The sequence below is a fragment of the Martinezella dioscoreae genome (assembly GCF_009176305.1).
GTDB classification, from domain to species: domain Bacteria; phylum Pseudomonadota; class Alphaproteobacteria; order Rhizobiales; family Rhizobiaceae; genus Rhizobium; species Rhizobium dioscoreae.
On sequence record NZ_BLAJ01000007.1, the window covers coordinates 62,828 to 84,995 of the forward strand.

19 protein-coding genes are annotated in these 22,168 nt (G+C 60.8%); 15 read left to right on the top strand and 4 right to left on the bottom strand.

Features of this window, described 5'->3' with window-relative positions; translation table 11 throughout:
- Position 1 precedes the first annotated feature (1 nt).
- The 5 genes from GDN47_RS24250 (at position 2) to GDN47_RS24270 (ending at position 5,091) form a co-directional block, all read left to right on the top strand.
- Entirely contained in the window at positions 2-874 is an 873-nt protein-coding gene (locus GDN47_RS24250; protein ID WP_113331545.1) for a carbohydrate ABC transporter permease, read from the top strand.
- Positions 875-921: 47 nt separating this feature from the next.
- A complete protein-coding gene (locus GDN47_RS24255; protein ID WP_233788642.1) occupies positions 922-1,794 on the top strand; it encodes a carbohydrate ABC transporter permease in 873 nt (290 codons plus the stop codon).
- A gap of 12 nt (positions 1,795-1,806) precedes the next feature.
- Positions 1,807-2,094: a DUF2160 domain-containing protein gene (locus tag GDN47_RS24260; protein WP_113331541.1), complete on the top strand. Its 288-nt coding sequence runs from the start codon at positions 1,807-1,809 to the stop codon at positions 2,092-2,094.
- 126 nt (positions 2,095-2,220) lie between these two features.
- Positions 2,221-3,951 (top strand): ABC transporter substrate-binding protein, encoded by a 1,731-nt coding sequence (locus GDN47_RS24265; protein WP_113331538.1) that lies wholly within the window; start codon positions 2,221-2,223, stop codon positions 3,949-3,951.
- A gap of 285 nt (positions 3,952-4,236) precedes the next feature.
- Positions 4,237-5,091 (top strand): 5'-nucleotidase, lipoprotein e(P4) family, encoded by an 855-nt coding sequence (locus GDN47_RS24270; protein WP_113421209.1) that lies wholly within the window; start codon positions 4,237-4,239, stop codon positions 5,089-5,091.
- A gap of 261 nt (positions 5,092-5,352) precedes the next feature.
- Here GDN47_RS24270 and GDN47_RS24275 read toward each other — a convergent pair whose 3' ends face one another.
- The gene (locus GDN47_RS24275; protein ID WP_113421210.1) at positions 5,353-6,648 is read right to left on the bottom strand and encodes an ABC transporter substrate-binding protein; all 1,296 of its coding nucleotides are present in this window, start codon (positions 6,646-6,648) and stop codon (positions 5,353-5,355) included.
- A 151-nt stretch (positions 6,649-6,799) separates the two neighbouring features.
- Between GDN47_RS24275 and GDN47_RS24280 the strand changes: the two genes are divergently transcribed.
- From GDN47_RS24280 to GDN47_RS24295, 4 genes are all read left to right on the top strand, one after another.
- Positions 6,800-7,822 carry a LacI family DNA-binding transcriptional regulator gene (locus tag GDN47_RS24280; protein ID WP_152094426.1) on the top strand — a complete coding sequence of 341 codons (1,023 nt, stop codon included), beginning with the start codon at positions 6,800-6,802 and terminating at the stop codon, positions 7,820-7,822.
- A gap of 41 nt (positions 7,823-7,863) precedes the next feature.
- Positions 7,864-9,720 carry a DUF2264 domain-containing protein gene (locus GDN47_RS24285; RefSeq protein WP_152094427.1) on the top strand — a complete coding sequence of 619 codons (1,857 nt, stop codon included), beginning with the start codon at positions 7,864-7,866 and terminating at the stop codon, positions 9,718-9,720.
- Positions 9,717-10,742: a hydroxyacid dehydrogenase gene (locus GDN47_RS24290; protein ID WP_152094428.1), complete on the top strand. Its 1,026-nt coding sequence runs from the start codon at positions 9,717-9,719 to the stop codon at positions 10,740-10,742. The genes GDN47_RS24285 and GDN47_RS24290 overlap by 4 nt, the downstream gene beginning before the upstream one ends.
- Before the next feature lie 217 nt (positions 10,743-10,959).
- Positions 10,960-11,547, top strand: a complete 588-nt coding sequence (locus GDN47_RS24295; protein WP_113331524.1) for a transglycosylase SLT domain-containing protein — start codon at positions 10,960-10,962, stop codon at positions 11,545-11,547.
- Between the two features lie 31 nt (positions 11,548-11,578).
- On the opposite strand, the gene GDN47_RS24300 is transcribed toward GDN47_RS24295, so the two are convergent.
- The 3 genes from GDN47_RS24300 to GDN47_RS24310 all read right to left on the bottom strand — a co-directional run bounded on the left by GDN47_RS24300 (position 11,579) and on the right by GDN47_RS24310 (position 15,532).
- Positions 11,579-12,841 carry a Gfo/Idh/MocA family protein gene (locus GDN47_RS24300; RefSeq protein ID WP_113331522.1) on the bottom strand — a complete coding sequence of 421 codons (1,263 nt, stop codon included), beginning with the start codon at positions 12,839-12,841 and terminating at the stop codon, positions 11,579-11,581.
- 151 nt (positions 12,842-12,992) lie between these two features.
- Positions 12,993-14,414 carry an enolase-like domain-containing protein gene (locus tag GDN47_RS24305; RefSeq protein ID WP_152094429.1) on the bottom strand — a complete coding sequence of 474 codons (1,422 nt, stop codon included), beginning with the start codon at positions 14,412-14,414 and terminating at the stop codon, positions 12,993-12,995.
- 422 nt (positions 14,415-14,836) lie between these two features.
- Positions 14,837-15,532: a TetR/AcrR family transcriptional regulator gene (locus tag GDN47_RS24310; RefSeq protein WP_113352696.1), complete on the bottom strand. Its 696-nt coding sequence runs from the start codon at positions 15,530-15,532 to the stop codon at positions 14,837-14,839.
- A 180-nt stretch (positions 15,533-15,712) separates the two neighbouring features.
- On the opposite strand from GDN47_RS24310, the gene GDN47_RS24315 reads away from it, so the two are divergent.
- The 6 genes from GDN47_RS24315 to GDN47_RS24340 all read left to right on the top strand — a co-directional run bounded on the left by GDN47_RS24315 (position 15,713) and on the right by GDN47_RS24340 (position 22,147).
- Positions 15,713-16,996 (top strand): ABC transporter substrate-binding protein, encoded by a 1,284-nt coding sequence (locus GDN47_RS24315; RefSeq protein ID WP_113389801.1) that lies wholly within the window; start codon positions 15,713-15,715, stop codon positions 16,994-16,996.
- 37 nt (positions 16,997-17,033) lie between these two features.
- Positions 17,034-17,969, top strand: a complete 936-nt coding sequence (locus GDN47_RS24320) for a carbohydrate ABC transporter permease (RefSeq protein ID WP_371864875.1) — start codon at positions 17,034-17,036, stop codon at positions 17,967-17,969.
- Between the two features lie 28 nt (positions 17,970-17,997).
- Entirely contained in the window at positions 17,998-18,846 is an 849-nt protein-coding gene (locus GDN47_RS24325) for a carbohydrate ABC transporter permease (RefSeq protein WP_173002562.1), read from the top strand.
- Positions 18,847-18,919: 73 nt separating this feature from the next.
- On the top strand, positions 18,920-19,945 hold the full coding sequence (locus GDN47_RS24330; RefSeq protein WP_152094430.1) for a Gfo/Idh/MocA family protein: 1,026 nt from the start codon (positions 18,920-18,922) through the stop codon (positions 19,943-19,945).
- A gap of 7 nt (positions 19,946-19,952) precedes the next feature.
- Positions 19,953-21,023: a Gfo/Idh/MocA family protein gene (locus GDN47_RS24335; RefSeq protein ID WP_152094431.1), complete on the top strand. Its 1,071-nt coding sequence runs from the start codon at positions 19,953-19,955 to the stop codon at positions 21,021-21,023.
- A gap of 44 nt (positions 21,024-21,067) precedes the next feature.
- Complete coding sequence (locus tag GDN47_RS24340) at positions 21,068-22,147, top strand: ABC transporter ATP-binding protein (RefSeq protein WP_113421266.1); 1,080 nt, start codon at positions 21,068-21,070, stop codon at positions 22,145-22,147.
- The last annotated feature ends 21 nt before the right edge of the window (positions 22,148-22,168 follow it).

The window sequence follows — 22,168 nt, forward strand, 5'->3', positions numbered from 1 at the left end:
GATGGACAAGACCTGGAACAACAAAGCCTGGTTCATGCTCATTCCGGTTCTGCTGCTCGTCGGCTTTTCCGCCGTCATTCCGCTGATGACCGTCGTTAACTATTCGGTGCAGGACACCTTCGGAAACAATCAATTCTTCTGGGCGGGCACACAGTGGTTCGAAGAGATCCTCCATTCCGGTCGTTTCTGGGATTCGATGATCCGCAACCTGATCTTCTCCTTCGTCATCCTGGCGATCGAGGTGCCGCTCGGCATCTTCATCGCGCTCAACATGCCGAAGAAGGGCATCGGCGTTCCCGTCTGCCTCGTGCTGATGGCCTTGCCGCTGCTGATCCCCTGGAACGTCGTCGGCACGATCTGGCAGGTCTTCGGCCGCAGCGACATTGGCTTGATGGGCTATGTCCTCGTCAATCTCGGCATCGACTACAATTACGTCTCCGATCCGGCGGACGCCTGGGCGACGATCATCATCATGGACGTCTGGCACTGGACGAGCCTCGTCGTGCTGCTTTGCTATGCCGGCCTCGCCTCCATTCCGGATGCCTTCTACCAGGCGGCCAAGATCGACGGCGCCTCGCGCTGGTCCGTCTTCCGCTACATTCAGCTGCCGAAGATGAACCGCGTGTTGCTGATCGCCGTGCTGCTGCGCTTCATGGATAGTTTCATGATCTACACCGAACCCTTCGTCGTGACGGGCGGCGGCCCCGGCAATTCCACGACCTTCCTGTCGATCGATCTCGTGAAGATGGCGCTCGGCCAGTTCGACCTCGGCCCGGCCGCGGCCATGTCGCTGATCTATTTCCTGATCGTGCTCCTACTGTCCTGGGTCTTCTACACCGTCATGACCAATTACGATGCGGGAGAAAGCCGATGAGCGGCAAACCCCTCTCCACCACGGCCGATAACGCCGCGATGCACAAGATGGCCGCTTCCGACGCCGCCGCGAACGCGACTGCTGCGACAAGCGCGCGGGTTGCCCGCCGTCACGGCGAAAAGGGGCGGTGGGCGTGGCTTGTGCCGACGCTTTATATCGTCTTCCTGCTGTTACCGATCTACTGGCTCGTCAATATGAGCTTCAAGACCAATGAGGAGATCGTCAGCGGCCTAACGCTCTATCCGCACCAGCCGACGCTGCGCAACTACACGATCATCTTCACCGATCCGTCCTGGTACAAGGGCTACATCAACTCGATCACCTATGTCGTCATGAACATGGTGATCTCGGTCGCCTGCGCCCTTCCCGCAGCCTATGCCTTCTCGCGCTACCGCTTCCTCGGCGACAAGCACGTCTTCTTCTGGCTGCTGACGAACCGCATGGCGCCGCCGGCGGTCTTTGCACTGCCCTTCTTCCAGCTCTATTCGGCCTTCGGATTGATCGATACCCATATCGCCGTCGCGCTGGCGCACTGCCTCTTCAACGTGCCGCTGGCGGTCTGGATCCTCGAAGGCTTCATGTCCGGCGTGCCGAAGGAAATCGACGAGACGGCCTATATCGACGGCTATTCGTTCCCGCGCTTCTTCATCAAGATCTTCATTCCCCTGATCGCAAGCGGCATCGGCGTCGCCGCCTTCTTCTGCTTCATGTTCTCCTGGGTGGAACTGCTGATCGCCCGCACCTTGACCACGACCGACGCCAAGCCGATCGCCGCCATCATGACGCGCACCGTCTCGGCCGCCGGCATGGATTGGGGCCTGCTTGCCGCCGCCGGTGTCCTGACCTTGGTTCCCGGCGCGCTCGTCATCTATTTCGTCCGCAACTACATCGCCAAGGGCTTCGCGCTCGGCCGCGTCTAAAGGAAAACCGCCATGAATACAGACTTTTCCTGGATGGCCTGGACGCTGCCGACGGCGCTGTTTTTCGCGACGATCCTGCTGCTGCTGATCGGCATGGCTGTGTGGGAGTATGTTTCGCCCGGCGGCCATCCGCGCCTCGGCATCCTGCGCTTCGAAACGACGCGTGGCGACCGGCTGTTCATTTCGCTGCTCGGCGCCGCCTTCATCCATCTCGCCTGGCTGGGTCTGGGAGGCCCAAGCCTGTGGTGGGCTCTTGCTCTTTCCGTGATCTACGCCATCGGCGTCTTCCGTCTGGTCTGACGCGGAAATTCAAACCGTTACCGCCCCGTTGCCCATCCGGTCATGCGGAGCAGTAAGGCAAATCGATACAGATGGCCGGAAATCCGGCTGGCTGACAATGCACTCGCAACCTGTAGGGAGGAATATATGCGACGGCATCTCTTGACGACAACGGCAGTTGCCTTGCTGGCGCTCGCCGGCACGGCGCATGCCGGCATGAACGAAGCCAAGGCATTCCTGGACAAGGAGATCGGCGATCTCTCGACGCTCTCGCGCGCCGACCAGGAAAAGGAAATGCAGTGGTTCATCGATGCGGCCAAGCCTTTCCAGGGCATGGAAATCAAGGTCGTGTCGGAAACCCTGACGACACACCAGTATGAATCGCAGGTTCTGGCCCCGGCCTTCACCGCCATAACAGGCATCAAGGTCACCCACGACGTCATCCAGGAAGGCGACGTCGTCGAAAAGATCCAGACGCAGATGCAGACCGGCCAGAACCTCTATGACGGCTGGGTGAACGATTCCGACCTGATCGGCACGCATTGGCGCTACAAGCAGGTTCGCAACCTGACCGACTGGATGGCTGGCGAGGGCAAGGACGTCACCAATCCGGGCATCGATATCGCCGATTTCATCGGCACCAGCTTTACGACTGCTCCCGACAAGAAGCTTTATCAGCTCCCCGACCAGCAGTTCGCCAACCTCTACTGGTTCCGTTACGACTGGTTCAACGACCCGAAGAACAAGGCCGATTTCAAGGCCAAGTATGGCTATGAGCTCGGCGTACCGGTCAACTGGTCGGCCTATGAGGATATCGCCCAGTTCTTCACCGGTCGCGATGTCGACGGCAAGAAGGTCTTCGGCCATATGGACTATGGCAAGAAGGACCCGTCGCTCGGCTGGCGCTTCACCGACGCCTGGCTCTCCATGGCCGGCAACGGCGACAAGGGCCTGCCGAACGGTCTGCCGGTTGACGAATGGGGCATCAAGGTCGATGCCAATTCCCGTCCTGTCGGCTCCTGCGTTGCCCGCGGCGGCGATACCAACGGACCGGCCGCCGTCTACTCGATCCAGAAATATCTCGATTGGCTGAAGGCATACGCTCCGGCGGAAGCCCAAGGCATGACCTTCTCGGAATCCGGCCCGGTTCCAGCACAGGGCAATATCGCCCAGCAGATCTTCTGGTACACGGCCTTCACCGCCGACATGGTCAAGCCCGGCCTGCCGGTCATGAATTCGGATGGCACGCCGAAGTGGCGCATGGCGCCGTCGCCGCATGGCGTCTACTGGAAGGACGGCATGAAGCTCGGCTATCAGGACGTCGGCTCCTGGACGCTGATGAAGTCGACCCCGGTCGACCGCGCCAAGGCCGCATGGCTCTATGCGCAGTTCGTCACCTCGAAGACGGTGGACGTGAAGAAGAGCCATGTCGGCCTCACCTTTATCCGCGAATCCACCATCCGCGATAAGAGCTTCACCAAGCGCGCGCCGGAGCTCGGCGGCCTGATCGAGTTCTACCGCTCGCCGGCCCGCGTGCAATGGTCACCGACCGGCACGAACGTTCCTGACTATCCGAAGCTCGCACAGCTCTGGTGGCAGGCGATCGGCGATGCCGCTTCCGGCGCCAAGGATGCGCAAGGAGCCATGGATGCACTTTGCGCCGATCAGGAACGTGTCATGCAGCGCCTGGAACGCGCAGGCGTTCAGGGCGACATCGGACCGAAGCTCGCCGAAGAGCACGATCTTGCCTACTGGAACGCCGATGCCGTCAAGAACGGCCATCTCGCTCCGCAGCTGAAGATCGCCAACGAAAAGGAAAAGCCGATCACCGTCAATTATGACGAACTGGTCAAGAGCTGGGCCGACGCGAAGAAATAAGCAACCGCACTTGGAGATGCGGCGGTGCCGGGGTCTGAAAGGATCCCGGCATTTTATCGTTTCAGAGCTCCAGCATGACCTTTGTCAAAAACGCCGCCGCATGGAGGCGCTTGGCACAGGCAGGGACCGCAAATCAAAATCAACTGAACCCGATCCGCCAGCTGTCATATACTTGACACATTCCGTCTACGCGCAAACTATCCTTACCCGGGTCAAGACTTTGATGCCTGTTTAAAATCGTTAATGCGACGAGTTGATTTCCGGAATTTCATAAAGGAGAACGGAGTGGAAAATAGATATCTAGGGCGCCTGACATTCGTGATCGGCCTCGCGTCTGCCTTGCCGGCTTTGGCCGCCGATCTGCCGGCCGCCATGCCCGACGACAATCTCAATGCCGTTCTTTGGGATCAGACGTCGGTGGAGGCGCAGGCCAACGCGCTTGGTGCCTATGCGCTCGGCCGTATCAGGCTCGACGAAGCGCTGGCCGACAAGAACTGGACCGCAGCTCCGGTCGAGCAAACAGGTAATTTCCAGGACTTTCCGCCCGCCATCATCCTCGATGTCGATGATACCGTGCTCAATACGTCGCCTTATCAGGCGCGTAATGTCACGGCGGGTACGAGCTTCAAGCCGGAAACCTGGACGCAGTATGTGAATGCCCAACAGGACAAGCCGATTCCCGGCGCGGTGGAATTCACCCAATATGCAGCATCAAAAGGCGTAAAGGTCTTCTACGTCACCAACCGCACCGCCGATGAGGAAGGTCCGACCGTTGAAGAAATGAAGCGCTTCGGTTTTCCGATGGGCGACAATGTCGACACTTTCCTGAGCGCCAAGGAGCAGCCGGACTGGGGTTCTGCCAAGGGCACGCGCCGCGCCTTCATCGCCAAGAACTATCGCATTCTCCTGATGTTCGGCGACAATTTCGGCGACTTCACTGACGACTACAAGGGTACGGTCGAAGAGCGCCAGAAGGTCTTCGAGGCCAATGCCGCGCATTTCGGCCACGACTGGATAGCCATCGCCAATCCGACCTATGGCTCGTTCGAAAGCGCACCCTATAAGGGGGATTACAAGCTTGCGCCGGAAGAACAGCGCAGGATGAAGCAGGATGCACTGAAGCCCTGGGATGGGAAGTAAACATTGGCAGTGGAGGTTGAGGAGGGTCCGCACCCCCCTCTGTCACTTCGTGACATCTCCCCCACAAGGAGGGAGATTGGTCGCGCGGAATTCTAACCTGCCTCAAGCTAATATCACGCCCGCTGAAATCGAAATGAACTGCTTGGATAAAAGCGGCGGCAAACTCCAAACAATCTCCCCCCCTTGTGGGGGAGATGTCGCGATAGCGACAGAGGGGGGTACAGCCTCTCCCGTTACAGGAAAGCCTCCGATGAGCTTCAATCAACCCTTCCGCTTCAATTTCGCCGCACCTTCTTCCACCAGCCGCTTCGCCGCCTCGGCGACCGTGATCTTACCGAAGGCGAGCTGGTCGGCGACGGGGCGGGCGACGTTCGCGTCGAATTCCTGGGAGCCGAGCGGCGCCGGCACGGGATAGGTGCCGACCTGATCCTTCAACAGCTCGATATAGTGCACCGTCTGCTGCTCCACCGGATTGAGCGTCGGCAGGATGGCGGCGCGTACGGCGGGCGACATCGGCACGCCGCGTTCGACGCCGAGGATCTTGCCAGCATCGACATCATTGACGAAGAAATTGATGAACTTGGCGGCCGCTTCGCCATTCTTGCTGGTGGCACCGACGCTCCAGATCAGCGCCGGACGGTAATAATGGCCGGAGGGACCATCTTTCTTCTCGCGTGGCAGCATGGTGACGGCGAGCTTGCTCTTGACAACAAGCTGATAGCCGACGAGCTGGTTGGAATAAGCCATGCCGATGGCCGATTTGCCGAGCGCCAGGCAATTGCTCTCGATAACGTTCTGGTCGAGCGTCTGGACATCGGCGGAGACCGTACCGCCGCGTTTGCGCAGCTCTTCCCAGTAGCTGTACCATTCCTTGGCATCGTCGACACCGAAGCCGAGCCCGCCCTCTTCCGTAAAGAGGCTCTTGCCGCGCTGGCGCAGCCAGACATCGAGCACATAATTATAGCGTGCGCCATAAGGACCGCCCCAATAGCCGCGCTTGCCGGCAGCCTTGGTCATTTCCACGGCGAGATCGGCATATTCGGCCCATGTCGTCGTCGGACCGGGCGGCGTGAGCCCCGTCTTCTTGAACATGTCCTCGTCATAGAACATTGCGAAGGAATTCAGCCCGAGACCGACACCATAAAGCTTGTTGTCGACCGTGGTCAGCTTCAGCACGTCCTTGCCGAAACTGTCGACATTCAGTGTCGAGGGCACGAATTGGTCGAGCGGCATGCAGGCGCCGCGCTTGGAATAGTCGGAGATCGTGCTTGGCTCGAGCTGGAAGACATCGGCGATGTTCTGGCTGGCCATGCCGGTGGCAAGCTTCGCCCAATAGCCGTCGCCGCTGATGCTCTCGCCGATGACGGACAGATCGGGGTTCTTGCTGTGAAACAGTTCGGCAACAGCGACCGTGCGCTTGCCGCGATCGGGCGAACCCCACCACATCGCCCGGAGCTGCGTCGCGTCGGCAAAGGCGGGCATTGCGCTTCCCCCAAGGGCAAGGCCAGCTGCGGTTCCGGCAGCTCCGATCATGAAAGAACGACGATTCATGCGCATGAGATTCCTCCTTCTCTTGCGTTGTCATCCGCGGCGATCTCCCCGACGCCTTCAGCGGACAAGTCAACGCGACGATATGCAACTTCATTGCACTGTGCAATAAAAAATCTTTCTATTGCAAATTTGCATAAGTTTGCATAGCGTTTGCGACATGAACGATATTCGCTCCAAACGCATCAGGCAGGCCGACATCGCCACTGCCGCCGGCGTCTCCGTCTCGACGGTGTCGCGGGTCCTCACCAATGAACCCGGCATCAGCGAGACGATCCGCCAGCACATCTTCAAGGTGGCAAGCGATCTCGGCTACCCGCTGAAGACCGCAGCCGAGACGGCGGCCGGCGGCCTTGCATTGATCGCCAGCGACAGCGTCACCGGCGGCTTGAGCGTCTTCTATGAGGGTATTCTGGAGGGCCTGAGGGCGTGCGCTGCCGAGCGCGGCATGCGCTTCGACATCCGTCTCATTCGGGAGGCAAGGACGGAACCGGAACTGGTGAAGGAATATCTGCAGACCGCCGGTGCCGAGGGCCTCTTTCTCGTCGGCATCGACCCCTCGGAAGAGCTCTGCCGGTGGCTCGAGACCAGCGGCACGCCGACCGTGCTCGTCAACGGCACCGACCCGAAGCTGCGCTTCGACGGCGTTTCACCCTCGAATTTCTTCGGCGCCTACAACGCCACCCGGCGCCTCCTCGATGCCGGCCACCGCCGCATCCTGCATCTGACCGGCTCGCATCGCCAGACGATCCGCGAGCGCATCCGCGGCTTCGAGGCGGCGATCGCTTCGGTGGAAGGCGCTGAAGGCCGCATCGTGCCGATGAATTTTCGCGGCAGCTCCAGCCAGGAAGCCCATGACAAAACCGCCGAGATCCTTGCCGCAGGCGAAGGCTATACCGCCGCCTTCTGTATGAACGATTTCATCGCCGTCGGCGTGCTGGACGCCGTCACCGAAGCCGGCCTGCGGGTGCCGGAGGATTTCGCCATTGTGGGCTTCGACGATCTTCCCTGTGCCCTGATGACCAATCCGCGGCTGGCAACCATGCGCGTCGATCGCGCAGCCCTCGGCCGGGAAGCCATCGGCCTAATGATCGCACGCTTCCGCGACCGCGATGCGCCGGCCCGCCACATCTGCCACGGCGTCCCGCCGATCGCCGGCGGCACGCTGCCACCCGAAACCTGAAACTCAATCCCGCCGCGGAAACGATCGAGAAGGCCGAACCGATGATCTATGACCCCGCCAGCGCCAATCCGCTTGCCGGCAACCCGCTGAAGACCCTTACGGACATGCGCCGCGCGCTGACCGACCTGTTCGATCCGTTGCTGCCTTATTTTTCCGAGGGCAATGCCCGCGTCCGCATCGATGGCGCAGGCGCCCATTTCGACCGGGCAGCCGCCGATCTCGAAGGTTTCGCCCGCCCTCTCTGGGGGTTGGCGCCGCTCGGCGCCGGTAGTGGCGACTTCAGCCACTGGGGCCGCTACGCTGAAGGCCTCGCCAATGGCGTCGACCCGAAGCATCCGGAATATTGGGGCACGGTCAACGGCCGCGACCAGCGCATGGTCGAACTGGCCGCCCTCGGCTTCGCGCTGGCGCTCGTGCCGGAGAAGATTTGGGAGCCGCTCGACCAACGTGCTCGTGACAATTTGATCGCCTACCTTAAGCACGCCCGCACCTTCGACTACGCCGACAACAATTGGAAGTTCTTCCGCATCTTCGTCGATATCGCGCTCGACCGGCTCGGCGCCACCTTCGACCGCAGCCTGACGGAAAGCTACCTCAACGAGCTCGACGGTTTCTACATCGGTGACGGCTGGTATCGCGACGGCAATGTCCGCCGTATCGATCATTACATTCCCTTCGCCATGCACTTTTACGGGCTGATCTATTCTAAGCTCGTCAATGACGACCGCTCCGAGCGCTACCGCGAGCGCGCCATCCTGTTCGCGAGGGATTTCCGCCATTGGTTCGCGCCCGATGGTGCTACGATCCCCTTCGGCCGCAGCCTGACCTATCGCTTCGCATGTGCCGGCTTCTGGTCGGCGCTCGCTTTTGCTGATGTCGAGGCGCTGCCTTGGGGCGAAATCAAGGGCCTGTGCCTCCGGCACCTGCGTTGGTGGTCCGACAAGCCGATCGCCCATCGCGACGGCACCCTGCCGATCGGCTTTGCCTATCCCAACCTGCTGATGTCGGAGAATTACAATTCCGCCGGCTCACCCTATTGGGCCTTCAAGGCCTTCCTGCCGCTGGCACTTCCCGAAACGCATCCGTTCTGGACTGCGGAAGAAAAGCCACCAGAGAGTGAGCCGGCTATCATCCCACAAAGACACCCCGGCATGGTCCTGATGCGCGGCAAGAATAATGTCGTTGCACTCTCCTCCGGACAGGAAAACCAGCAGATGCGCTTCGGCGCCGAGAAATACTCGAAATTCGCCTATTCCGCCCGCTACGGCTTTAGCGTCGAAAGCGATGAGCGCATCTTTGCCGGCGGCGCCTTCGACAGCATGCTCGCCTTCAGCGACGATGGCCTGCACTACCGCGTGCGCGAAACCAATGAAGAGGCGAAGCTCGCCGACGATACGCTTTACGCCAAGTGGTCGCCCTATCTGGATGTGACGGTGGAGACCTGGCTTATCCCCGCAACGCCCTGGCACATCCGCCTGCACAGGATCACTACGCCGCGGCCGCTACAGACGGCAGAAGGCGGCTTTGCCAGTGCCCGGCGCGACTTCGAAGCCGACACGCTTTCCTCCGCAACCGGTGCCGCTTATGCCGTCGGCGAAGAGGATTTCAGCGGCATTCTCGACCTCGGCTCGACGATCACACGTGAAGGCATCGCGCAGAAAGCGCCCCCAAACACCAACCTCATCGTTTCCAAAACGCTGGTGCCGCAATTGCGGGGCACGATTCCTGCTGGCGAGACCATTCTCGTCTCAGCCGTACTTGCGGAGAAAGACCCAGCTGCCGTCGATCACGCCTGGAGCAGGCCGCCAGCCAAACCCGATATCGACGCACTGCGCGCCCTCATCAGAGACAAGGGCGTTACGGTCAGCGCCATTGAGGCGCCGGGCCGCCTGCCATGACGCCATCCCTCTCCGGCCGCCCCGCGATATCATTCGCCATGCTACCGTCGCGCACACAGCACGTCCTGCCCGAGGCGCTCATTCAGCGCCTCGATTCTATCGGCCGCGTACTCGATGCCGCACCGATGCAAAGCTTCGACGATTCGCGTGCGGCCAAGCTGCTCGCGGAAACCGAAATTCTGATCACCGGCTGGGGGGCGCCGACGATCGATGGTGCCGCGCTCGCACAGGCGCCGCATCTCAAGCTGGTGGTTCATGCCGCAGGCACGGTGAAAGGACTAGTGGGCGACAGCCTATTCGATCGCGGTATCCTGGTGAGCCACGCGGCACAGGCCAATGCCCTGCCGGTTGCCGAATTCACGCTTGCCGCCATCATCTTCGCCGGCAAGAAGGTCTTCCGCTTTCGCGATTTCTACGTCGCCGACCGCAACCGCAACCGGACGGTACCAATGCAGGCCGACGCCATCGGCAATTACGGCCGCACCATCGGCATCATCGGCGCCTCGCGGATCGGCCGGCGGGTGATCGAACTTCTGGCGCCCTTCAACTACCGCGTCCTGCTCTATGACCCGATGGTCAATGCGGCCGAAGCGACGCGCCTCGGTGTTGAAAAAGCCGAGCTGGATGCACTGATGGCATCGGCCGACATCGTCTCGCTGCATGCACCCTCGCTGCCCGCCACACGCCATATGATTAATGCGCAACGCCTATCGCTGATGAAGAAGGGCGCAACGTTCATCAATACGGCGCGCGGCGCACTGGTCGATGAAGCGGCCCTGATCGCCGTGCTGAAAACTGGCCATATCGACGCGATCATCGACGTCACCGATCCGGAAATTCCAGAAGCCGCCTCGGCGTTTTACGAGCTGCCGAACGTCTTCCTGACGCCGCATATTGCCGGTGCCGTCGGGCTGGAGCGGACCCGCCTCGGTGAGATGGCGGTGGATGAAGCCATCCGCTTTATCGAGGGCAAGCCGCTCCTCTATGAAATCCGCCGCGAGGATATGGCGCTGATGGCATGATGCGGCGCAGCAAATCCATGAAAACACCCTGAAATCGCCCCATTTCGGCACAGGCAAACAACCCGTTTTTAATCATTCCGCGCTAGCAATCTCATGAGCGTCGGTCCGCCAAAAGCTCTGCCTCGAACTTTTGGAAAGGATCATGCGCCGGTAGGTTGTTGCTGCATATCTCGTGCTTTTGAAAGACGCACGGCGCAGCAATGAAGAGGTTCTAGTAATGCGTACCCGCGTTCTTTCCATTCTGGCCGTAATGCTGCTCGGCGTGCTGGCGGGCTGCGCCACCGCACCCCGCCATACCCGCAACATCTGCGCGATCTTCGATCAGCGCGATGGCTGGTTCAACAATTGGCAGCGCGCTGCCGAACGCACGGAACGCAAATACGGCGTGCCGGTGCCGATCCTGATGGCGACGATCTATACCGAATCCGGCTTCCGGCCGCGCGCCCGCCCGCCGCGGCGCTATTTGCTCGGCTTCATTCCCTGGAAACGCCCGACGACGGCTTACGGCTATTCGCAGGCGCTCGACGGTACTTGGGACAAATACAAGCGCGAAACCGGCAATTGGACGGCAAGCCGCACCAATTTCGCCGACGCCATCGACTTCGTCGGCTGGTATCACTACCAGACGCACCTGCAGACCGGCATTGCCCTGAACGATTCCTACGATCTCTATCTCGCCTATTATTCCGGCGCCAAGGGTTATCTGCAGGGAGCGTGGCGCGGCAATGGAACCGCTCTTGCCGGCGCCAAGCGCTTCAACGGCATGACGCGGATCTACGCGCAGCAGCTGCCGAGCTGCAGCTGATCTCGAAACCCGAAAGCTCAATACCGCGGCCCTAAGGCCGCGGCTCCAGCAAATTCAACCCGCCATCTTCGCCCCAGATATCGGCAACCGACACCTGCTGGCCGGTCTGGCTGCTCTGTAGCGCGGCAATGCCACAGAGGACCGACATCGCCCCTGCCCGCGAACCTGCTCGCTGCTTGAGTTCGTCATTCGGGCCGGAGCGCAGCAGCATGTTACGCAGCCGGTCGTCGCCGCCATAGTGCCCGCCGGAGGAGTGCGGCACCCATATGCGCTCGACATCGCCGAAATTCTTCATCACGACGATCTCGTCGGCCGGCGGCGTTGTCCAGTTCTGCTTCTCGTATTGGCGCAGCTCGATGCGGCCCTTGTGTCCGTTGAAGGCGATGTGATGACCTTCGATCGGCATATAGGTATTCAGGGAATAGGAGACGTTGACACCACTGCGATAGCGGATGGAGGCGACCATCGTATCGGGGATGTCAATATCCTCGCGGAAGACGCAGGCGTCGCGCACATACCCATCGACGGATGAGGGGTCTTCATAGAGGCTCTCGAGCAGCGGCGTTGCGCTGATGTCGAGATAATAGTCGCACTCGCCCTTGTAACGACAGGTGCGACAGCGCTCGCCGCGGAACGGGCCTTTGCGGCCGTAATGCTTGAGATCGGCAAAGGCGGCGACCGTTTCCGGATCGGAATCCAGATACCAATTCAGAAGGTCGAAATGATGCGTCGCCTTATGAACGAAAAGGCTGCCGGAATTTTCGACATAAGCATGCCAGCGGCGGAAGTAATCGGCGCCATGGCTGGTGTCGAGATACCAATGGAAGTCGACCGAGGTGACATCGCCGATGATGCCTGAATTGATCAGCTCCTTGATCTTTGCAGCGGTCGGCGCGAAGCGGTAATTGAAGGAAATATCAAGCCGTTTGCCGGTACGCGCCTCGGCATTGAGAATGCGCTTGATCTTGTCGACGGTCGTCGTCATCGGCTTCTCGCTGATGACATCGGCGCCAGCCTCCATCGCCTTGACGATCAGATCGTCATGGGTGGAATCGCGGGTGCAGACGATGACAAGATCCGGCTTTTCCGTCCGCAGCAATTCGTCGAAGTCGGTATAGATGGGCACCGATGCGCCGATATACTCCAGAGCCCGCTTTGCCCGCATGGCATTGAGATCGCAGACCGCCACGAGCTCGACCTCGTTGCTCCAACGCTCGACCAGATCCTTGCCCCACATAGTCGTGCCGCGATGACCCGTCCCGACCAGAACATAGCGTTTCTTCGATGACTGCATCTGCTCCTCCACAATCTGCAAATAGCGATAATGAGGCCTCGGCGGCCTGAATTCATTTCGGCGGCGTGCCCCTCACCCCAACCCTCTCCCCGCTAGCGGGGAGAGGGTTGGGGTGAGGGGCCAAGCGCGACAAGGCGTCGGACGCAAAATCCTATGTCAACGACCTTTCCATCGCCGCCCAATCCGGCTCGACCGACGAGCCAAGGCCGACGGCACCGATGACGGAGCCGATCGCAAGCTGCCCCGCTTCGATCCGCAACCGCGTGCGGCCATTGCTGATGCGGTAGAGATCGGAATGCACGTCGGCGAAAGCGGCCTGCTCCGCCTCCGGCGCGCCGGCCATGCCGTCGACATAATGATGACCGTTGCGCTCGATATGCGTCATGCCGATGAGCGATGCGAGCGCCAGATCCTGCTGCACGGCAAGGCCTCCTTGCGTCGTCAGATCCTCGGCCGACATGAAATAGGGAATGCCGTCCTCGGCACTCCATTTGGCGACGCGCGCGCGGTTCAATAGCGAGCGATAGAAGCCTTTGCAGGATTTCGAGGAGATGCCGGTATAGCCAAGCCCCCTCGCCGTGACGAAGGCATCGATATCGGCATCGGATTCGTCGATCTCCACCGGCTTGAAGGCAGCAAGCGCCTTCACCGGCTTCTCGAAGGCATGGGCGCGGGCGATCGGCTGCTCAACGAATAGGATCGAAGAGGCAAATCTTGCCAGCCTCGGCTCTTCCTTCACCCGGGAAAGCAGATCGGCAACAGCCTCTGCAGAGGCAAATTGCTCGTTGCCGTCGAGCGTCACAGAATAGTTCGGCACCTTGGCATCGATGACGGCAGCGACGCGGCAAAGGCGGTCGATATCCGCGTCGGGAACGCCCGACACCTTCACTTTGAAGAACGTCAGCCCATAGGCGTCGATCGCCTCTTCGAAACTTTCCGGCAGGCCGTCGTTCAGCCGCTCGCTTGCCGGGATATCGGCGCGCACGATCGCATCCACCAGACCGACAGTGTGGCGCGCGGCAAGGCTTGCCGAAGGCTCCAATGTCGAGAGGAAACCGGAGAGATCGAAGCCCGAGAGATCACGTGCTGTGGAGGTATCGATGCCGGGGCGGTTCGCCTTGATCGCTTCCGCGACGGTCAATCCCTCCAGCCGGCAGAGCGCATCGAGAATAGCCCGGTTGGCAAGTGCCAGGCCGAATGATGCGACAAGCCCGTTCAGCTTCTCCGCCGCCGCTTGGGCATGATGTGAGGCCTCGACGGCGGCATGCAGGCCGAAAGCCGTTCCCGCACCAGCACCTCTTAAGGAATTAAGCGCCAGGACCAGCGAACGCCGCAGCTGGTTTTCATTGTCGGCATTGGAAAGATCGGGCGATTTATCGAACCATTTCGGCACCATCAACTCGGCGGCCATACCCTCGGCCGAGCGCCCTTGCACATCCACGATTCGCACGCGCAGAAAGATCTGCCGCGCCTCGCGCAAGGTTGCTGCACCGAAACGGAAAGGAAGCCGCAGCTTGACCGGCCGCTCGAATGTCTCGGCCTCGACAAGCCTGATGGTCAATGGTTCGGTCATGATGCTGGTCGGCTCCTGTGATGGTCAGGCAAGTCTATTTGCATAGGGCACCAATATGCGTGGCCCCTCACCCAGCCCTCTCCCCGCCTGCGGGGAGAAGGAGTTTTCAAGCCCATGACCAGCACGAAACCAGTAACGGCCAGCTGGTTTGCTCTGTCGCCCCCTCTCTCCGCCTCAACGGGGAGAGGGCTGGGGTGAGGGGCTATTCAGTTCATTGCAGAAGCGGTTCTTCAAATCTCCGGCCACGCCGCATTGTAACGACAGGCACACGCTATCTCCTCCATGCCCGATTCCCTCCAGAACCAGGAAAGCAAATGCTTAGTCGCCCAAGCAATGTAACCATATGGTTACAAGATCGCGCGTTACCTCCGGCGTTGTCAATCACCTTTTGAAAATTTCTCGAACCGCCGCACTGCCGAACACTACGCGCGGATCGAAGCGAGCGTGACGGCAACGATATGCTCACCCCACTCATTTAGCGCATCCGGTGCCATCAGCTTCCGCGCGAAAATCGTCGACAAGGTGTGCCGGTTCGACAGATAGAAAAAGCCGAGTGCCGCGATCGTGAGATAGACTGATATGGGATCGACCGCCGGCCGGAAAATGCCAAGCGCCTCCCCACGGCGCAGCACGTCTGCAAGTTCGTCGATCAGATGCGAATGCATGGCCGAGACTTTGTCGGAGCGCTGCAGATAATGCGCATGATGCAGGTTTTCGGTGGCAAGCAGGCTCAGAAACTCAGGATGCGCTAGAAAATGCCGCCAGGTGAACAAGGCCAGCTCCCGCATCCCCTCTTCCGGATGACGATGCGCCAGATCCAGCTGCTTTTCTGCATTACGGATCGTCGCATATGTCGCCTCCAGCACGGCGAGATAGAGCCCCTCCTTGTCGCCGAAATAATGATAGAGCATCCGCTTGTTCGTTTGTGCCCGCGCTGCAATCGCATCCACCCTGGCGCCACCGAAGCCATGCGCGGCAAATTCCTCCGTCGCCGCGTCCAGGATCGTGGCATGGGTGCGCTGCGGATTGCGAGACGCTTTTCTCGACCGCTTGCCCAAGGTCTTGCCGGCATCCGCTTGCGCTTTATTTTCAGGCTCTTGTCTCGCCCTGACCGCCATGGACGATCTCCTTCCGAACGGTAGCATTAGCGACGGATGCTGCCGGTTCCGGCATGCATCGTTTTGATTGCCGCACGATTGGCGCTTGACAGCGGTCGCGTTTCTATCCAACTTGTAACCAAATAGTTATATCATGCAAAGCAGTTCGTAAATCATCGGTTCACTGGGGAGGAGACCAGGATGACGTTGACGATCGATCGCCGGCAGTTGCTAGCCGGCATGGCAGCCACGCTTGCATTCAGCGGTATGGGACTTTCACGCGCCAATGCGGCAACCGCGATGCGCCTTCTTTGGTGGGGATCGAAGGAGCGTAGCGACCGGACATTTGCGGCGGTAAAGGCCTATCAGGCCAAGAACCCGGATATCACCATCGCCGGCGAATCCTTCGGTTGGGACAGCTATTGGACGCGCTTGGCCACCCAGACCGGCGGCGGCAACGCGCCCGACCTCATCCAGATGGATTATCGTTACATCTTCGAATATGCCCGCCGCGGCGCGCTGCTCGACATGACGCCCTATCTCGGCAAGAGCTTGGCGATCGAGGATTTCGGCCCGGCCAACATCGATTCCGGCAAGGTCGACAACAAGATCTACGGTGTCAGCCTCGGCGTGAACTCCTTCATGGTCGTCGTCAACACGGCCGCCTGGACCGAGGCCGGCGTCGAACCGCCACATGACGCCATGACATGGGAGCAGATCGGCGATGCCTGCGCCAAGGTCACGGCTGCCAAGAAGCGTCGCGGTTTCTACGGCACGGCCGACGCAAGCGGCGGGGAGCCGGCGCTCGAATGCTGGCTGCGCCAGCGCGGCAAGGCGCTGTATACGACGGACGGCAAGCTCGCCTTCGAAGCGAAGGACGCGACCGAATGGTTCGATCTGTGGGGTCACATGCGCAAGATTGGCGCCTGTGTTCCGGCCGACGTGCAGGCGCTCGATCAGCAGACGCTCGAAACCGATATGCTTGTCACCAAAAAAGCAGCGATGAGCTTCGCCCATTCCAACCAGTTCGTTGCCATTCAAGGTCTGAACAAGGAAAAGCTCGATATCGTCTCCTATCCGGCCAATGCCGACAGCAAGCCCGGCCAGTATCTGAAGCCGTCGATGCTGATGTCGGTTTCGGCGACGTCAGCAAACAAGGATGCCGCCGTCGCCTTCGTCAATTATCTGGTCGAAGACCCAGAAGGCACGAAGGCACTCGGAGTCGAGCGCGGCGTTCCGCCTTCAAAAAAGATCCGCGACCTCCTGACGCCGGATCTGGATCCCGTCAGCAAGCAGGTGGTCGACTATATCGGCCGGCTGACGCCGCACGTCGGAGCGCTGCCGCCATCCCCACCGAACGGCGCCGGCGAGAATGCATTCCTGTTGAAGAAGATCGCCGAGGAGGTGGCCTTCGGCAAAACCAGCGCACAGGACGCTGGAACGAAGTTCACCGAACAGGCAGCAGCAAACATTACGCGAGGCTGATACCGTGGGTACAAACAGCAAGAGCGTTGCCGGCGGCTTGGCCGTCGGCGCGCGCGCGCCGTTGCGCGTGGAGACCTCCTACAAGGCGCCGAGCGCATTCGCGCGCAACGCACCCGGCTATCTCTTTCTTCTGCCGTGGTTCATCGGCTTCTTCGGACTAACCCTCGGACCGGCGATCGCCTCGCTCTATCTATCCTTTACCGACTACAATCTGCTGCAGTCTCCCAATCTCGTCGGCATAGACAACTATGTGCGGATCGCGACGGCGGACGACAAATTCCTGTCGTCGATGAAGGTGACGCTGTTTTATGTCGTCTGCTCCGTGCCGCTGAAGCTCGCCTTCGCGCTGCTGGTGGCGCTGCTGCTCAACCGCGGCATCAAGGGCCTGCCGGTCTATCGCGCCATCTTCTATCTGCCGTCACTGCTCGGCTCCAGCGTCGCCATCGCCGTGCTGTGGCGGCAGATCTTCGATGCTGACGGTATCGTCAATACCCTGCTCTGGTACGCCTTCGGCATCAACGGGCCGAGCTGGATCTCCAATCCCGATTACTCGCTCTATACGCTCGTCATTCTCGCCATCTGGCAGTTCGGTTCGCCGATGATCATCTTCCTCGCAGGCCTGCGCCAGATCCCGACCGATCTTTATGAAGCCGCCAGCCTCGACGGCGCCTCCAAGGCACGGATTTTCTTCAAGATCACCCTGCCGCTTCTGACGCCCGTGATCTTCTTCAACGCCGTCGTCCAGACGATTGATGCCTTCAAAGCCTTCACGCCGGCCTACGTCATTTCCTCCGGCACCGGCGGGCCGATCGATTCGACGCTGTTCTACACGCTCTATCTCTACCAGGAAGCCTTCGGCTATTTCCGCATGGGCTATGCCGCCGCACTCGCCTGGATCCTGGTGATCATCATCGCGATCTTCACCGCCTTCTCCTTCCTCTCCGCTCGTTATTGGGTCCACTACGATGACTGACGCGAAGCTCACCCATTTTGCCGAGGACATGAAGCCGCCGCGCGAGCGCCCGTGGTTCCTCTCCGTCCTCATCCATGTCGCTCTCATCGCCGCGTCGATCGTGATGCTCTATCCGCTGCTGTGGATGCTGTCCGGCTCGATCAAGGACCAGAACGAGATCTTCGGCACGGCCTCGCTGATCCCCTCGCAATTCGATTTCAGCTCCTATGCCCGCGGCTGGTTCGGCGGCCAGGTCACCTTCGGCAAATTCGTCTGGAATTCGGCCGTCATCGCCGTGCTTTCGGTCATCGGCAACGTCATTTCCTGCTCGCTGGCGGCTTACGCCTTCGCGCGGCTGAACTTCTGGGGCAAGAATTTCTGGTTCGCGCTGATGCTGGGCACGCTGATGCTGCCCTATCACGTCACGCTGATCCCGCAATATATCCTCTTCCTCAAGCTCGGCTGGGTGAAGACCATGCTGCCGCTCGTCGTACCGAAATTCCTGGCCGTCGATGCCTTCTTCATCTTCCTGATGGTGCAGTTCTTCCGCGGCATTCCACGCGAGCTGGACGAGGCCGCCATGATGGACGGCTGCAGCCCATGGCGCATCTACTGGCGGATCATGCTGCCGCTGTCGCTTCCCGTTCTGGCGACGGCCGCCATCTTCTCCTTCATCTGGACCTGGGATGATTTCTTCGGGCCGCTGATCTACCTCTCGGACATCAACACCTACACGGTACAGCTCGGCCTGCGCTCCTTCGTCGACTCCACCGGAAGTTCCGACTGGAGCAGCCTGTTTGCCATGTCGAGCCTGTCGCTGATCCCGGTCTTCCTGATCTTCCTCTTCTTTCAGAGGCTGCTGATCGACGGCATCGCGACCGCCGGCCTCAAACGCTGATTATGAACCCCGCAGTCCCGAATACCCAAGGTTTGGGACTGCGAACCAACAAAACCACGAAAGGAAATGTCGCATGAGCGCGCTGCGCTTCGCCGCCATCGGCCTTAATCACGATCATATCTACGGCCAGGTCAACGTCATGCTGCGGGCCGGCGCCGAACTCGTCGCCTTCCATGCGGTGGAGAACGATCTCGCCGCCACCTTTGCCGAACGCTTCCCGCAAGCGAAACGCATCGCTGACAAGCGCGAAATCCTGGAGGACCACTCCATCGCGCTGATCGTTAGCGCCGCGATTTCCAGTGAGCGCGCCGATCTCGCTATCGAGGCCATGCGCCACGGCAAGGACGTGATGCTCGACAAGCCCGGCATGGTGACGCTGGATCAGCTCGCTGAAGTGCGAAAAGTGCAGGCCGAGACCAAGCGCATCGTCTCCATCCTCTATTCCGAACATTTCGAGACGGCATCGACGGTCAAGGCCGGCGAATTGGTCAAGGCGGGCGCCATCGGCAAGGTCATCCACACGACCGGCCTCGGCCCCCATCGGCTCCGCAAACCCACCCGGCCGGACTGGTTCTTCGACCGTAAGCGCTATGGCGGCATCATCGCCGACATCGCCTCGCATCAGTGCGAGCAGTTTCTGTTCTTCGCGGACTCGCTGGAAGCCGAGGTGCTGTCGGCGACGGTGTCCAACCGCGCCAATCCGGAAACGCCGGGCCTGCAGGATTATGGCGATTTCCATGTGAGGACGCCTGACGTCACGGGCTATGTCCGCGTCGACTGGTTCACGCCGGATGGTCTGTCGACATGGGGCGACGGCCGCCTCTTCATCGTCGGCACGGAAGGGACAATCGAGCTGCGCAAATATATCGACGTCGCCGGCCGGCCCGGCACCGATCACCTCTTCCTCACCGATCGCAAGGGCATGCAGCATATCGACTGCAGCGGAGTGGAGCTGCCCTATGGCCGCCAGCTTGTAGCCGACATCAGAGACCGTACCGAGACGGCTATGGGCCAGGAACATTGCTTCAAGGCCATGGAGCTGGCGCTGAAGGCGCAGGCGCTTGCCGAGGCTACATCGCTCAAGAACGCTCAGAGGTAACTGCGTCATGTCCGACATCAAGAAAGTCGCGATCATCGGCCTCGGCATCGGCCGCTCCCACATCGTCGAAGGTTATCTGCCGCATCCGGATCGCTTCGAAGTCGCCGTCCTCTGCGATCTCAACGAGGAACGCCTGAACGCCGTCGGCGACGAATTCGGCATCGCGAGACGCCTCAAGGACTTCTCGGAAGTCCTCAACATGCCCGCTATCGACATCATCGACATCTGCACCCCGCCCGGTTCGCATTTCCAGCTCATCATGCAGGCGCTTGCCGCCGGCAAACACGTGGTCTGCGAAAAGCCGCTTGTGGGATCGCTCGCCGATGTCGATGCGGTCATCGCGGCCGAAAAGACCGCCAAGGGCCGGCTGATGCCGATATTCCAGTATCGCTATGGCGACGGCATCCAGAAGGCCAAGCGCATCATCGCTTCGGGTATTGCCGGCAAGCCCTATGTCGCCACGTCGGAGACGCATTGGGTGCGCGGCGCCGATTATTATGCGGTTCCCTGGCGCGGCAAGTGGGATACCGAACTCGGCGGCGTGCTGATGACGCACTCTATCCATCTGCACGACATGCTGACCTATCTGATGGGGCCGATCGCGGGCCTCTTCGGCCGCGTCGCCACCCGCGTCAACGATATTGAGGTGGAGGACTGCGCCAGCGCCAGCCTGTTGATGGAAAACGGCGCGCTCGCCACCATCAGCGCAACGCTCGGCTCGCAGGAGCAGATCAGCCGCCTGCGCCTCGCCTTCGAAAACGTCCTGATCGAAAGCAATCACGAGCCCTACAGCCCCGGCCAGGACCCCTGGAAGATCGTCCCCGCCAATGACGAGATCGGCGCGAAGATCGATGCGCTGCTCGCCGACTGGTCGCCTATTCCCAACCGTTTCAACACGCAGATGAGGCTGTTCCACGACGCGCTAGTGTCCGGCGGACCGCTGCCGGTGACGACGGCCGATGCCCGCCAGGCACTGGAACTGGTCACGGCATTCTATGAATCGTCGGAAACGCGCACCGAAGTCCGCTTCCCCGTCGGGCCGGAAGCCAAGAAATACAAGAGTTGGAGGCCGTCATGAACGTTGCCCCGCGAGCCATCAGGACTAACAAGGAGGGAGCGCCTATGGCGACAAGCGTATCGCTGCAGAAGGTTATCAAGCGCTACGGCGAGCTTCAGGTGGTTCACGGGATCGACCTGGAGATCGAGCCGGGGGAGTTCACCGTTTTCGTCGGGCCCTCCGGCTGCGGCAAGTCCACGCTCCTGCGCATGATCGCCGGCCTCGAGCCGATTTCCGGCGGTGGCCTCTATCTCGACGGCAGCCGCATGAACGATGTCCCCGCCTCCAAGCGCGGCATCGCCATGGTCTTCCAGTCCTATGCGCTCTATCCGCATATGACCGTTTACAAGAATCTCGCCTTCGGCCTGGAAACGGCCGGCATGAAGAAGCAGGACATCCAGCCGCGCGTCGAAAAGGCGGCCGAGATCCTGCAGATCAAGCAGCTGCTGCAGCGCAAGCCGAAGCAGCTTTCCGGCGGCCAGCGCCAGCGCGTCGCGATTGGCCGCGCCATCGTGCGCGAGCCCAACATCTTCCTCTTCGACGAGCCGCTTTCGAACCTCGACGCGGAACTGCGCGTGCAGATGCGCGTCGAGATCGCCCGCCTGCACCAGCGCCTCGGCAACACTATGATTTACGTCACCCACGACCAGACCGAAGCCATGACCATGGCCGACAAGATCGTGGTGCTGAACGGCGGCAAGATCGAGCAGGTCGGCGCGCCGCTCGACCTCTACAACAAGCCAAAGAACAAGTTCGTCGCCGGCTTTATCGGCTCGCCAAAGATGAATTTTCTCGATGCGAAAATCGTCGCCTCCGACGACGGCTCCGCCGTCATCGATCTCGCCGGCCAGACGGTGCGCCTGCCGCGCCGGCTAGGCAGCCTCCAGCCGGGACAGCCGGTAACCCTCGGCGCCCGCCCGGAGCACCTGAATGTCGGCGATCGCGGCCTGGCGCTCGGCAATGCCCGCGTCGATCTCGTCGAACATCTCGGCGGCCAGACGATCCTCTACGTCACGCTACATGGCGGCCAGGCGCTGACGGTCGCGCTGGAAGATCAGCAAGCCATCCGCGCCGGCGAGACGGTTAGCATTCATATCGATCCCGAGCGCTGCCACCTGTTCGGGCCAGATGGGATGACGTTGTAGGAGAGCTGGTGTGAAGAGTTA